At 60.4% G+C, this 13,959-nt stretch carries 13 protein-coding genes and 1 tRNA gene; 10 read left to right on the top strand and 4 right to left on the bottom strand.

Going from position 1 to position 13,959, the window contains the following annotated elements; translation table 11 throughout:
• Window positions 1-1,974: 1,974 nt before the first annotated feature.
• Window positions 1,975-2,060: transfer RNA gene (locus Q0936_RS17580), tRNA-Leu, on the bottom strand.
• 88 nt (window positions 2,061-2,148) lie between these two features.
• Between Q0936_RS17580 and Q0936_RS17575 the strand changes: the two genes are divergently transcribed.
• Complete coding sequence (locus Q0936_RS17575; protein WP_299294240.1) at window positions 2,149-2,727, top strand: YqaA family protein; 579 nt, start codon at window positions 2,149-2,151, stop codon at window positions 2,725-2,727.
• A complete protein-coding gene (locus Q0936_RS17570; RefSeq protein WP_299294238.1) occupies window positions 2,724-3,179 on the top strand; it encodes a disulfide bond formation protein B in 456 nt (151 codons plus the stop codon). The genes Q0936_RS17575 and Q0936_RS17570 overlap by 4 nt, the downstream gene beginning before the upstream one ends.
• On the opposite strand, the gene Q0936_RS17565 is transcribed toward Q0936_RS17570, so the two are convergent.
• Window positions 3,176-3,601 carry an Lrp/AsnC family transcriptional regulator gene (locus Q0936_RS17565; protein ID WP_299145691.1) on the bottom strand — a complete coding sequence of 142 codons (426 nt, stop codon included), beginning with the start codon at window positions 3,599-3,601 and terminating at the stop codon, window positions 3,176-3,178. The genes Q0936_RS17570 and Q0936_RS17565 overlap by 4 nt on opposite strands.
• A 104-nt stretch (window positions 3,602-3,705) precedes the next feature.
• Between Q0936_RS17565 and rocF the strand changes: the two genes are divergently transcribed.
• The 3 genes from rocF (at window position 3,706) to Q0936_RS17550 (ending at window position 7,242) form a co-directional block, all read left to right on the top strand.
• On the top strand, window positions 3,706-4,626 hold the full coding sequence (gene rocF / locus Q0936_RS17560) for an arginase (protein ID WP_299294236.1): 921 nt from the start codon (window positions 3,706-3,708) through the stop codon (window positions 4,624-4,626).
• Window positions 4,627-4,637: 11 nt separating this feature from the next.
• The gene (locus Q0936_RS17555) at window positions 4,638-5,684 is read left to right on the top strand and encodes an ornithine cyclodeaminase (protein WP_299294234.1); all 1,047 of its coding nucleotides are present in this window, start codon (window positions 4,638-4,640) and stop codon (window positions 5,682-5,684) included.
• Window positions 5,685-6,012: 328 nt separating this feature from the next.
• Entirely contained in the window at window positions 6,013-7,242 is a 1,230-nt protein-coding gene (locus Q0936_RS17550; protein WP_299294232.1) for an aminopeptidase P family protein, read from the top strand.
• Window positions 7,243-7,723: 481 nt separating this feature from the next.
• Here Q0936_RS17550 and dksA read toward each other — a convergent pair whose 3' ends face one another.
• The gene (gene dksA / locus Q0936_RS17545; protein ID WP_299145683.1) at window positions 7,724-8,146 is read right to left on the bottom strand and encodes an RNA polymerase-binding protein DksA; all 423 of its coding nucleotides are present in this window, start codon (window positions 8,144-8,146) and stop codon (window positions 7,724-7,726) included.
• A gap of 184 nt (window positions 8,147-8,330) precedes the next feature.
• On the opposite strand from dksA, the gene Q0936_RS17540 reads away from it, so the two are divergent.
• The 5 genes from Q0936_RS17540 (at window position 8,331) to Q0936_RS17520 (ending at window position 12,578) form a co-directional block, all read left to right on the top strand.
• Window positions 8,331-9,170 (top strand): MoxR family ATPase, encoded by an 840-nt coding sequence (locus Q0936_RS17540; RefSeq protein ID WP_299145681.1) that lies wholly within the window; start codon window positions 8,331-8,333, stop codon window positions 9,168-9,170.
• 193 nt (window positions 9,171-9,363) lie between these two features.
• The gene (locus tag Q0936_RS17535) at window positions 9,364-9,819 is read left to right on the top strand and encodes a GNAT family N-acetyltransferase (RefSeq protein WP_299145679.1); all 456 of its coding nucleotides are present in this window, start codon (window positions 9,364-9,366) and stop codon (window positions 9,817-9,819) included.
• 5 nt (window positions 9,820-9,824) lie between these two features.
• Complete coding sequence (locus tag Q0936_RS17530; RefSeq protein WP_299145677.1) at window positions 9,825-11,183, top strand: DUF2927 domain-containing protein; 1,359 nt, start codon at window positions 9,825-9,827, stop codon at window positions 11,181-11,183.
• Window positions 11,184-11,218: 35 nt separating this feature from the next.
• Complete coding sequence (locus tag Q0936_RS17525) at window positions 11,219-11,389, top strand: apolipoprotein acyltransferase (RefSeq protein ID WP_299145675.1); 171 nt, start codon at window positions 11,219-11,221, stop codon at window positions 11,387-11,389.
• 1 nt (window position 11,390) lies between these two features.
• The gene (locus tag Q0936_RS17520) at window positions 11,391-12,578 is read left to right on the top strand and encodes a VWA domain-containing protein (protein ID WP_299296327.1); all 1,188 of its coding nucleotides are present in this window, start codon (window positions 11,391-11,393) and stop codon (window positions 12,576-12,578) included.
• On the opposite strand, the gene Q0936_RS17515 is transcribed toward Q0936_RS17520, so the two are convergent.
• Window positions 12,575-13,879, bottom strand: a complete 1,305-nt coding sequence (locus Q0936_RS17515; protein ID WP_299378306.1) for a calcium-binding protein — start codon at window positions 13,877-13,879, stop codon at window positions 12,575-12,577. The genes Q0936_RS17520 and Q0936_RS17515 overlap by 4 nt on opposite strands.
• Window positions 13,880-13,959 lie beyond the last annotated feature (80 nt).

Genomic DNA, 13,959 nt, shown 5'->3' with positions numbered 1-13,959 from the left:
TGCGCATCCTGGATTGCAAAAATCGGCACATAGCCATCTCCATCATTCACTCACTCAAAACCCAAAGGCAGCGATGCAACGGCAACTTGGGCGACCCACACACAACACGCGAAGAGGAGAGAATATGCGCCAGCACGGCTTACGCATGCGCCGAAATCAATCGACACGCGCACGTTCAGCAATCGTTGCAATGCAACGCAGCGAACACACAGTTCTCGTACCTTTTCGGCACGTCTTGTGCGGTCGCCCCCGTGACCTACAGACATCGCCCCCCAGTTGGGCAGGGATGTTCTTACGGTCAGGTTTGACGCAAACAAAGGGAAAAATGTCCGAAAAAAGTCACTATTCGCTCAACGAAAACTGAACAAACGGGACCGAATGTGGACAATACACAACCGACGGTAGCATCATTTCGCGCATCATGAATTGCAAAATCGGCGGAAATCGGCGGAACTTCCCGTGTTGCAAGGATTTGTGCTGTTTTTCGCTCAAATGCGATTCAACGCCCGGTTTCCGTTCCTGAAACAATAGTCGAACCCGTCTGGCGGCAATTTTGTGGCAGGTTTCTGGCTCAACCTGTCCTTAATTTCTGTCCAATACCCAAAATTTGCCTAGATTGTCGAAGAATCACTCCGCGCCACGCCACATTTAGCGAATCGAACGCGGGCGGATGTCCGCTCGCTACGGTGGCCTGAGACAAAACGCATTGACGCGTTAACCATGATCAATCGCCCCGCAGGCCTTGGCCCCGCTCACAGAGCGCACAAACCCCACGGCCGGACCGCGTCACAAGTCATGAATGTCGGGACAAAAAGGGGCGCCGCCGCGATCAAGTCCGCTGGCTGCACCCAGGTGACCTCCCCCGCAGCGCGCGGGATAGGATCATTCTCTTGCAATACTCAGGACGCCGCCTGAATTTTCGCCACCGCTTCTTCGGTGCTCCAGACCGCATGCGCCATGCAGCGGAAGTTGACCAGCGCCGCGAAATAGCCGTCATCACTGTCACGCCTCAAGGGACGTCCAGCATTTGGTCGCCAGCCCCGGACCCGGCGCCAATCTCCTCCCAATCGCCCGAGACAACGCTTTGACGGTGCCTCGAAGCGGGCTCTTACGGCGCGTTGGTGCTGTCGTTGCCGCACGTTTGCTCTTTTGGTTTGGAAATGCCGGACACCTGTCCGGCTAAACCGCAGATGGCCGTCGCGGGCCGAACCGGAGAGATCGGCGCTCTATTGCCTCTTTGTCATGCCTCGGGCCAAGTTGAACCCACACTGTGTGCCACTGTCCCTGGCACTATTGTCTGCGGTGCGCAGGACGCAGACATTGCACAGTTATGCAGCAAACGCCTGGAGAGAGCCCTTCTTGCGAATTTCTGCGCAGTGCGCAAAAGTCTCCCATAGAGGTTAAGGTGAATCAAGTTGCCGACATGGAACTCAACTGGAAGAGATCGTCAAACAAACAAAAGACCATAAGAACGGCAATCATCGGTAGTTTGGCAATTGTTGCATGTTTGATCTGGTATGACGACATTTTGCAGTGGAACAGGGGCAAAGGCCCTCTATTCCTGGCGACTTGCTGTGTTGGTTTTCCGCTTCAGGCTTTGTTCTACGGGTTCAAATGGCGCAAAGAGCGCGAAGAATAGTAATGAAACCAACTCGCTCTGTTGCGAACCGAGCATCTTCCGATCAAGCTCCGCCCTTAGGCTGGTATAGCCGACCTTCGCACAGAACAATCGAAAGGCAGCATAGTCCGCCCTTCGGTCACCTCACTGGCCAGACCCGATGTCCACTTCGGGCTGCTGGAAGACCTTGAGCAAGCAATGGTGAAAATCAGCCGAGCGGACGTTCAAGGCCATTTTCCCGTTTTTGCACTGCACGGCAGTTCCGACCAGAACACGAATGAATCGTGATGTGGAACCGTCTGACTATAGAGAAAAATGGCCGCCCCAACACGTGGGGCTAAGCCACTGAAAACCCTTGGTACCCAAGGCCGGACTCGAACCGGCACGCCCGCAAAGGCGGGGGATTTTGAATCCCCTGCGTCTACCATTCCGCCACTTGGGCCTCAGAACCCCCGATTAGCGAACTGGCACGGCAGGGGCAAGCGCAATCCGACTTGACCTGTGACGGTCTGCGTGGTCTGGCCCCGCTCATGTTACATCGTCTTTACAGTTGGACCATGGCCTGGGCCGACCACCCCCGCGCTCTGTGGATCCTGGCCATCGTCGCCTTTGTGGAAAGCTCGGTCTTTCCGATCCCGCCGGATGTGCTGATGATCCCCATGATCCTTGCCGCACCGCACCGCGCATGGCTGATTGCCGGCACCGCGCTGGTTGCGTCCGTGCTCGGCGGCCTCCTGGGCTACGCCATTGGCGCGCTGGCCTTTGACACGCTGGGCCAACCCATACTCGCCGCATTGGGCAAGGCTGACGCGATGGCCGAATTTAACATCCGCTTTAACGATCTGGGGTTCTGGGCCGTGCTGACCGCGGGGATCACGCCCTTTCCCTACAAGGTCATCACCATCATGTCCGGCTGGACCGGCATGTCGCTGGCCACCTTTATCGTCACCTCCATCATCGCACGCGGCTTGCGCTTCTTTGTCGTCGCGGGCCTGTTGTGGTATTTCGGCGCACCCATCCGCGACTTTATTGAACGCCGCCTGGGATTGATGTTCATTCTGTTCATCCTGCTCCTCGTGGGCGGTTTTCTGGCCGTGGGCGCGCTATGACGAGATCACACTATACCCTTGCCGCCGCGGGCGGTTCGCTGGCCCTGCTCCTTGGGGCGTTTGCCTTTCAACACCTGGGCGGCCTTGCGCCGTGCAAAATGTGCATCTGGCAGCGATACCCCCACGTGATCGCCATCGCGATCGGCGCGCTGGCCCTCTTTGTCCCTGCGCCCGCACTTTTGGCACTGGGCGCGCTGGCCGCACTGGCGACCGCCGGTGTCGGCGGCTATCACGTGGGCGTGGAACAAGGCTGGTGGGAAGGGCCCAGCACCTGCACCTCCGGCCCCGTGGGCAGCCTCGACGCAGACGCGCTCTTTGACCAGATCATGACGGCCCCCCTGGTCCGCTGCGACGACATCGCATGGGAATTTGCCGGGCTAAGCATGGCGGGATGGAACATGGTCCTCTCGCTTGGCCTCGCCCTTCTCTGGGTGCAGGCGCTGCGCCGCTAGGCCGATTTGCGCGTCGACAACAGCAACGACGTCTCGCTTGCAACCACGCCGTCCAGCCTGCGAATGCGAAACAGAACCGCGTCAAAGCTCTCCAGCGTGTCGGTCCCGATCTCGACAATCACATCCCAACGACCGTTGGTGGAATGTACCGCCCGCACCTCTGTCATGCCCTGCAACTGGCGTATGATTCGCTCGGTGCCGCGCCCCTCGATGCCGATCATCATCAACCCGCGCACAGGGTCCCGCAACGTGTCCTCGCGCAGCACCACAGTATAGCCAAGCACATCCCCCCGCGCCTGCAATTTCTCCAGCCGCGCGCGCACGGTGGTCCGTGACAGGCCAAGCCGCTGTGACAGATCCGACAGCGACGCCCGCGCGTCATGGCGCAGCACAGAAATCAACCGACTGTCCGTATCGTCCATAATTTGGCTCCGTTTTGTCTATTTCGGTTCCGATACGCACAAATTGTCCGCTTGTCCACGCAACGCTTTGAGCAGACATCCAAGGCAGACCACAGGAGGCCCAGATGCAAAGTCAAAACATTACCCTGATCGGCGTACCGCTGGATTGTGGCAAACGCAGACGCGGATGCCTGATGGGCCCCGACGCCTACCGCACGGCTGGCCTGTCGGAGGCATTGCAGGATCTGGGCCACACCGTGCGCGACACGGGCAATATCGGCCCCGACCCGTTCACCGCACAGGCACACGAACGTCTGCACGCGCGTGAAGAAACGATTGCCTGGACGCAGGCACTGTCACGCGCCGCACATGCCGCCAGCGACACCGACCTGCCCATCTTCATGGGCGGTGATCACGCCCTGTCACTGGGCACGGTCCACGGCATCGCCGCACATGCGGCAGAGCGTGGCCGCCCGCTCTTTGTCCTCTGGCTGGACGCCCACACCGACTACCACACGCCCGACACATCCGCCTCGGGCAACCTGCACGGCACCCCGGTTGGCTACATCACGGGCCGCGCCGGGTTCGACGGGTTCCCGGACGTGCCGCACCCAGTGCCACACAATCAGATCGCCATGCTGGGCCTGCGGTCTGTTGACCGCGCCGAACGCGCCGCCCTCGAAGACACGGACATCACCTATGTCGACATGCGCCACATCGACGAACATGGCATCGCCAAACCGCTGTCCGCCTTTCTCGACCGTGTGACCGCCGCGAATGGCCTGCTGCACGTGTCGCTCGATGTGGACTTTCTCGACCCGGCCGTGGCCCCCGCCGTTGGCACAACCGTGCCCGGCGGTGCCACCATGCGCGAGGCCCACCTGGTGATGGAGATGATCTGCGACAGCGGCCGCCTCACCTCGCTTGACCTGGTCGAGCTGAACCCCTTCCTCGATGAACGCGGACGCACGGCGCAAACCATGGTGGACCTGACCGCCTCTGCCTTTGGCCGCCGCGTCTTTGACCGCCCCACCCGCGCCTACTGAAAGGACCCGCCATGCTGACGCCCTCCGACAAAGCCCTCGTTCCGTTTGTTTCCGTCGACCACATGATGCAACTGATCCACCACGTCGGCCTGCCCGACATGCTGCGCGGCCTCTCGACCTATATCGCGGATGACTTCGCCCGCTGGGAACAGTTCGACAAAACACCGCGCGTCGCCAGCCATTCCGCCGAAGGTGTGATCGAACTGATGCCCACATCCGACGGCGAAACCTATGGCTTCAAATATGTGAACGGCCACCCCAAGAACACGTCCGAAGGCCTGCAAACCGTGACCGCCTTTGGCCTGCTGGCGGACGTGGACACCGGCTACCCCGTCCTGCTGACGGAAATGACCCTGCTCACAGCACTGCGCACGGCGGCCACATCCGCTCTGGTCGCCAAGGCGCTCGCACCACGCGGCGCCACCACCATGGCCATGATCGGCAACGGCGCACAGTCCGAATTCCAAAGCCTCGCTATGATGGCCATTGCCGGTGTCACCCATGTCCGGCTCTACGACATCGACGCAGGCGCGACGGCCAAATGCGCCCACAACCTCGCAGGCACGGGCCTCACCGTGACCACCTGCACCTCACCCGAGGATGCCATCGAAGGCGCGCAGATCCTCACCACCTGCACGGCGGACAAGGCCCACGCCACCATCCTGACCGACAACATGGTTGGCGCAGGCGTGCACATCAACGCCATCGGCGGCGACTGCCCCGGCAAGACCGAGATCGCGCCCGGCATCCTGACCCGTGGCGACATCTTTGTGGAATACCCGCCCCAGACCCGGATCGAAGGCGACATCCAGCAACTGCCCGACGATCATCCCGTCACCGAAATCTGGCAAGTGCTCGCCGGACAGGCGCAGGGCCGCACCTCAGACCGCCAGATCACCATCTTCGACAGCGTGGGCTTCGCTATCGAGGACTTTTCCGCCCTGCGTTTCGTACGCGACCAGGTGCGCAACACGGCGTTTTTCCACCCGCTCGACCTGTTGGCCGATCCGGACGACCCGCGCGACCTTTTCGGCATGCTGTCCCGCGCCAAGGGATAGCCCGCTGGCACTCCCAAACGCCCGCAGCGCCGGCACCGCAAGTCTGGTACCCAACGCAAATGACTGCTTTGCGGGACGAAGCGGACACCAAGCGTCTTGCAAGGAATGTCCGCTTTCTTTCACGGCTATTGATTCAGTCTGCTTGTGCGATCTATAGACGAAGAGGAGATAGGCGATGGCGTCGCCGCCGACGATCCGATGTCGGAAATCTCAATCCCCCATCCTGAACGCCGGGATCTTGCTTTGCCGTTATTGCGGTGAGGGAAGGTGACCTGAGCGAATAGGCGCACTCCCGATCCGACCAGACGGCCTGAACAGGAGTGAACCGATGGACGGAACATCCAAAATGGCCGGGCTCGCACGCCCCGATTTTCACCGTTTCCACCAGGGCGAAAAGGTCCTGCCCTTTGCTGATGCCGAATACGAGGCGCGCCTGGCTGGGCTTCGTGCCATTATGGCGGACGAAGGCATTGATGCCGTTGTGCTGACCTCGATGCACAATGTCGCCTACTATTCCGGTTTTCTTTACTGCGCGTTTGGGCGGCCCTATGCGCAGGTTGTGACCGCGACTGAGACCGTGACCTTCAGCGCCGGGATCGACGCGGCACAACCCTGGCGGCGAAGCTATGGCGACAACATCACCTACACCGATTGGCAGCGGAACAATTACTGGCGCGCCATCCTGTCGGTCACAGGACCGGGCAAAGCGATCGGGTTCGAAGGAGACCACATCTCCATCGCACAGAAGGCGCTTCTGGATGACTTCCTGGCCCCGTCAAAAACGGTCGACATTGCACTGGCTACAATGACGCAGCGGTTCCACAAGTCTCCGGCAGAGCTTGCATTGATCCGCGTCGGGGCCGCAGTGGCCGATGTGGGTGGTTACGCAATCCGCGATGCGATCAAGGCTGGCGTGCGCGAGATCGATGTGGCCATGGCCGGTCGCGATGCCATGGAGCTGGAGATCGCTCGGCGCTTTCCGGATGCCGAGTACCGCGACACCTGGGTCTGGTTCCAATCGGGCATAAACACCGATGGCGCACACAACCCCGTCACGGGGCGGGTGTTGCAGCGCGGTGATATCCTCAGTCTCAACACCTTCCCGATGATTTCGGGCTACTACACAGCGCTGGAGCGCACGCTCTTTGTCGAAACGGTCGACGACGCGAGCCTTGCAATCTGGGAGGCAAATGTCGCAGCCCATGAATATGGCATGAGCCTGCTCAAGCCCGGTGCGTCCTGCGGTGAGGTGGCCCACAGGGTCAACGAATTCTTTGACGAGCACGATCTGCTGCAATACCGCACCTTTGGCTACGGTCATTCATTCGGTGTGCTGAGCCATTATTATGGCCGCGAGGCAGGGTTGGAACTGCGCGAAGACATCGACACGGTTCTGGAGCCAGGCATGGTCATTTCCATGGAACCGATGCTGACAATCCCTGAAGGTCAGCCCGGCGCTGGTGGGTATCGCGAGCATGATATCCTGATCATCACCGAAGACGGCAACGGGAATATCACGGGTTTCCCTTACGGCCCCCAACACAACGTGATTGCCTAATTTCAAAGCTTGGTTTGGTCAGCAAAAGAAAACTGGCCAAACCAAAAGCAGACATTCGAGTATTGCGCAGCATTTGGTAGGTAAGGGCTCAAAGCCGACTTTCGCTGCATCCACAACTGCCGCAATGACCCAAAGTGCCCCTCACTGACATCTCAGCGTCTCTTTGGTTCCGCACGCCATATAAGGTAGCCACTCGACGGACGGCCTAGAGCGGGTAACGCCACCCTCCCCGGCAAGAACCCGGCGTCTTACCCAAGAGTTAACGCATCCCGGCAAACGTTAACGCGGCCCCATGGGTAAAGCGAAAGTTAACCCGTCGGAAAAGAAAAACTGCGCAGTTTGGGTGTCAAACTGCACAGTTTCCAAAATTCAACTCTTTTGAAGGGGTTTCGCGTCCCGCGGAACGTACACTTTCATACCTAAAAATGCACGTTTTTAACGCTCCGAGGCGCAATCGGCCACCGTACGCCGCGTTAACCCCTCAGTCGTCGCGGTGGACCTTCTCGCGGCGCTCGTGACGTTCTTGCGCCTCGAGGCTCATGGTGGCGATCGGACGGGCATCCAGACGCTTCAGCGAAATCGGTTCCCCGGTGACCGAGCAATAGCCGTATTCGCCCTCGTCGATCCGGCGCAAGGCGCTGTCGATCTTGGCGACCAGTTTGCGCTGGCGGTCCCGCGTGCGCAGCTCCAGCGCGCGGTCCGTTTCTTCGCTGGCGCGGTCGGCCACGTCCGGAATGTTGCGCGTCCCGTCCTGCAGGCCCTCGATGGTGTCGCGGCTGCCCGCCAGCAACTCGGACTTCCAGTTCAGCAGCTTGCGGCGAAAATACTCGACTTGCCGGTCGTTCATGAACGGCTCGTCTTCGGCCGGACGATAATCGTCTGGCAAGAACACTTCCTGTTTCATTTGCTTCCCCTCAATTCGACTGATGTTGGCCATCAAAGGTCCCCTAAGGTCTTCAGTGTACTGCCCCAACCAGCTCCCTGTCGCTGCGTCTATCCGAGGCACCGGGGATTGTCACTACCCATTCCCCTCACAGTTTGGCTAAAACATCCCTGACGCATAACGCTCCGCAACAGGATGATCCCACATGAAATTCCAAGGCACAGACGCCTATGTCGCAACCGACGACCTGACCATCGCCGTCAACGCAGCCGTCACTCTTGAAAGACCCCTGCTGGTCAAAGGCGAGCCCGGCACCGGCAAAACGGAACTGGCCAAACAGGTGGCCCGCAGCCTGGGTTTGCGCCTGATCGAATGGAACATCAAATCCACCACCCGCGCGCAACAGGGGCTTTATGAATACGATGCCGTGTCGCGCCTGCGCGACAGCCAGCTGGGCGAGGACAAGGTCCACGACGTCGCGAACTACATCAAAAAAGGCAAGCTTTGGGAGGCGTTCGAGGCCGACGAGAAAGTCGTTCTCCTGATCGACGAGATCGACAAGGCCGACATCGAATTTCCAAACGACTTGCTGCAAGAGCTCGATAAGATGGAGTTCTTTGTCTACGAGACCGGGGCCACAATCCGGGCCCGCCAACGGCCCGTCGTGATCATCACCTCGAACAACGAAAAGGAATTGCCCGACGCCTTCCTGCGCCGCTGTTTCTTTCACTACATCCGCTTTCCGGACATGGAGACGATGAAACAGATCGTCGAAGTCCACCATCCCGGCATCAAAGAGGCGCTCCTGACAACTGCCCTCACCCAGTTCTTTGAGATCCGCGACCAGCAGGGCCTCAAGAAGAAGCCCTCGACCTCTGAGGTGCTCGACTGGCTGAAACTGCTGCTGGCCGAAGACATGAGCGCCGAAGACCTGAAATCTGGCGGGGCGAATGCCCTGCCCAAACTGCATGGCGCGCTGCTCAAGAATGAACAGGATGTGCACCTGTTTGAGCGTCTTGCCTTCATGGCGCGCAGCCAACGCTGACGTAGACGCGGCCTGCGTCACCTTCGCTCAATCTGGGCGAGTCTTTTCGGTCACATTCACGGCGCTCGCCCCGACTTGGGGCGGCGTTGTGGATAAAATGTCTTTCTTTTGCCTTCAATGCTCCATACCTTGACCGTGATGAGAGGCGAAAACGCCCGCATCCAATATGCTAAAAGGCAGGCAGGCAGTATCAATGACCGGTTCAGACGCACTTGTTGTGCGCCCTTTATCTTTGTCGGATCGTCCGCAATGGGATGATCTGTGGGCGGCGTATCTCGCATTTTACGGCACATCCCGTCCCAAAGACGTTTTTGACACCTATTTTTCACGCCTGATTGGCAATGACCCCCAAGACTACAACGGCCTTGTCGCCGAATTGCGGGGCAAGCTAGTGGGGTTGACCCATTTTCTGTTCCACCGCCATGGGTGGAAGATCGAGAACACCTGCTATCTGCAAGACCTCTATGCCGATCCGTCCGTGCGCGGTCAGGGCATTGGCCGCAAACTGATCGAAGGTGTCTATGCCGCCGCTGATGCGGCTGGTGCGCCGTCCGTCTACTGGTCGACGCAGGACACCAACACCGAAGCCCGCAAGCTTTATGACCGCATCGGGACGCTGACCCCCTTTCTCAAGTACGAACGGGGATGAGCCAGATGCGACGTTTTGTTTTGCCCTTTGTTCTGTTGCTCAATGCCTGTGTGCCCGTCACGCCCGGTGACACGCCCACACGCGCCCTGCCCCAATCGAGCGACCTGCCGCCCATGAAAACCTTTGGCGCGCCGCGCCCTGCGCTGCCGATCCGGTCCAACAATGACCTGGCGCTGGACTTCATCGAGCTGAGCTTTCAGCTGGAATCGGGCCGCGAATTGCCTGTGTTCACGCGGTTCGAAGGCCCCATTTCGGTGCGCGTCACCGGTGCGCCGCCCGCATCCCTCGGCACGGACTTGCGCCGCCTGATGCACCGCTTGCGGACCGAGGCCGGTATCGACATCTATGAGGCATCGCCCAGCAGTTCCGCCAACATCACCATTGAGGCGGTGAGCCGAGCGCAGATCCGCCGCGCCCTGCCCCACGCCGCCTGTTTTGTGGTGCCAAACATCACAACCATCTCGGAATACAAGGCCAACCGCCGCAGCGCGCGCACCAGCTGGACCAACCTGCGTACCCGCAAACAACTGGCGATCTTCCTGCCCAATGACGCCAGCCCCCAAGAGGTGCGCGACTGTCTGCACGAAGAACTGGCGCAAGCCATCGGCCCGCTCAATGACCTGTACCGCCTGCCCGACAGTGTGTTCAACGACGACAACGTGCACACCGTGCTGACCGGGTTCGACATGATGATGCTGCGCGCCTATTACGCACCCGAATTGCGGTCGGGCATGTCCCGCGGCCAAGTGGCCAAACGCCTGCCCGGCATCTTTGCCCGCATCAATCCACGCGGCGAGCAATTGCCCGCGCAGTACGCCACACGCACCCCCCGCGCCTGGAGCCAGGCCGTGCAAACCGCGCTTGGGCCTGGTGCCACGAATGCCGCGCGCCGCACAGCCGCCGCACGTGCACTGGACATCGCACAGGCGATGGGCTGGCAGGATCACCGCCGCGCTTTTGCGCACTATGCCAATGGCCGTCTGCTGTTGTCCTCTGATCCCAAGGCCGCGCAGACCCATTTCCGCGCCGCGGACCAATACTATGCCGCGACACGCGGTGCTGACCTGCACCGTGCCTATGTGGCGACCCAACTGGCTGCCTATGCGATCACACGGGGTGACGGGGACAAGGCGCTCTTGATCCTGAGCCCGCACATTGATCAGGCCGCGCAGAACGAGAATGCCGCCCTGTTGTCGACGCTCTTGCTGTTGCGCGCCGAGGCGCTGGATTTGCAGGGTCGCACCGCAGAGGCACGCACCGTCAGGGTGGACAGCCTTGGGTGGGCGCGCTACGGATTCGGACCTGACTGGGCGGTGCGGGCCAAGGTGCGGGAAATCTCTTCTCTCAATCCTTTGAACGGATGAACTTTCTGCCCTAGGGGATTGAAAGGCAAGGTAATATGATCGTTCTTGTGGCTGCTCTGGCTGGGGCGCTAATTGGCGGATACACCGCGCGCAAACGCGGCGGCAATCGTCTGGACATGGCGCAATACGCGGCTGGCTATGCCCTCGCCTTTGTGGTGGTGGGGCTGATTGCCACAGTTGTTCTCGACCGCAACCTGCGGGGCTGAGATGTTTCTGCCCTTCTTTGAGGCCTTGCGCAAAAACAACGTGCCGGTTTCGTTGCGGGAATTCCTCGCCTTTCTCGAAGGGATGCAGGCCGGACTGGCCACCTATGATGTCGAGGCGTTCTACTATCTGGCGCGGGTCAGCATGGTGAAGGACGAGCGCAACATCGACAAGTTCGACCGCGCCTTTGCCGCCGCTTTTGAGGGGCTGGAGCAGATCAGCATCGAACAGGTGCTAGAGGCCGTGGACATTCCGCAGGAGTGGCTGGAAAAGCTGGCCGAAAAGCACCTGAGCGAGGAAGAGCGCAAAGAGATCGAAGCTTTAGGTGGCTTTGACAAGCTCATGGAAACGCTCAAGAAACGGCTTGAGGAACAGAAGGGCCGCCATCAGGGCGGCAACAAGTGGGTTGGCACCGCTGGTACGTCGCCCTTTGGCGCCTATGGCTACAATCCCGAAGGGGTGCGGATCGGCCAGAAGGAAAGCCGTCATCAGCGCGCGGTCAAGGTCTGGGACAAGCGTGAATTCAAGAACCTGGACGACACAGTTGAACTGGGCACCCGCAACATCAAGGTGGCATTAAAACGCCTGCGCCGCTGGGCGCGCGATGGTGCGGCAGAAGAGCTGGACTTGAACGGCACCATCCGTGCTACGGCTGAACACGGGTATCTCGACGTCAAAACTCGGCCCGAGCGGCGCAATGCGGTCAAGGTGCTGTTGTTCCTCGATATCGGCGGGTCGATGGATCCGCATGTGAAGATCGTGGAAGAGCTGTTTTCAGCAGCCAAATCCGAGTTCAAGCATCTGGAACACTTCTATTTCCACAACTGCCTGTACGAGGGTGTGTGGCGCGACAATCGCCGTCGCTGGGACGCGCAGACGCCCACGCACGAGGTGCTGCGGACCTACGGGCCCGATTACAAGTGCATCTTTGTGGGCGACGCCAGCATGTCGCCTTACGAGATCGCCTATCCCGGCGGAGCCAATGAGCATTGGAACCAAGAGGCGGGCCAGGTGTGGCTGGCCCGCGCGCGGGATCAGTGGGTGTCAAACCTGTGGATCAACCCGGTGCCCGAGAAATACTGGGGCTACACCCACTCCATCGGCATGATCCAGGAGATATTCGGCGCAGAGGCCATGGTGCCCATGACGCTGGAGGGGTTGAGCCGGGGGATGAAGACGCTGACGCGCTAGGCCGGGATACCCAGCGCGGTCAGGAACTCCCTGTTGTTTTGCGGCACCTCGAAATCAGGGTTGTTCAACACGATGGTCAGGGTGTCGTCGTCCGGTCCATTGGACACGCGCAGCACGATCTGGGATGCGATGCCGTCCACGATGTCGCGCTGTTCGACCGAGAAGTCATCGACGCTGATGGGTCGGCCACGTGCGTCTTCGAGCGCGCTGAGGTCGAGGATGTCGCCGGTGCCTGTGCCGTCAAAGTCCGGCTCGAACCCCACAACGGTCAGGACCGCATCGCCGGTTTGCGGGATCAGCACATCGGTCGAGGACACGGATTCCCCGAAATAGATGCGCGCGGCGTTGCCCTCGGCAAAGATCGTGTCGCTGCCTTCGCCACCCGAGGCATAGTCAATCAAGTAAGACGGCGCGTCTGCCGGGGCAAAGTTGGTGACGTGGATTTCGTCGTCGCCGTCGCCGCCGAATTGCAGGTCGAACCCTGCGCCGCCTGCCAGCGTGTCATCGCCCTCACCACCACGCAGGAAATCGCGGCCATCGCCGCCGTCAAGCACATCATCGCCCTCGTCACCGTTGAGCGAGTTGCCCCCTGCACCGCCGCGCAGGATGTCATCACCGCTGCCGCCGTTGACGGTGTTGCGGCCCTCGCCGCCGTCGAGCACATCATCGCCAGTGCCGCCATCAAGGCTGTCATTTCCGTCACCGCCCAGGAGAGTGTCGTTCCCCTGCCCGCCGTCCAGCAGGTCGTTGCGGATACCACCATCCAGCAGATCATTGCCCTGACGGCCCAGCAGCGTGTCATCCTCGCTGCCACCAAAGAGCGCGTCATTGCCGCGCCCGGCGTCAATCGTATCGTTCTGGCGGCCACCTTCGAGCGTGTCATTGCCGCCGTCCCCAAAGAGCTTGTCGCGCCCTTCGTCGCCCTGCACCTGATCGGCCCCGTTGCCTGCGCGCACGATGTCTGCGCCCGCGCCGCCCAGGATCTGATCCTGACCCGTGCCGCCAAAGATCTGGTCGGCCCCATCACCGCCAGACAGTAGATCGTCGTTCTGGCCGCCACGGATCATGTCGTCGCCTGCGCCTGCATCCACCGTGTCGTTGCCAAAACCGACCTGGACCGTATCCGCACCATCGCCGCCAAACACCGCATCGTTGCCTGCGCCAGTGTTTACAAAATCATTGCCCGCACCAGCATCAACGACGTCATCCCTGTTTGTGCCTTGGATCTCGTCATCTTGATCCGTGCCCAGGATGGCGGCACTGGCCAGTCCACCCATCAATAGCGCCATCAGCCCCAGCATGTCATTTCCCCCCATAGTTGGATTCAGATTACGGCCGACGCACCGCTGTGCAACGGTGATTTGACGGGCACCTGAAAACG

It is taken from the genome of uncultured Tateyamaria sp. (assembly GCF_947488715.1).
In the GTDB taxonomy this organism is placed as follows: Bacteria; Pseudomonadota; Alphaproteobacteria; order Rhodobacterales; family Rhodobacteraceae; genus Tateyamaria.
This window is presented reverse-complemented; position numbering and strand designations above follow the sequence as displayed.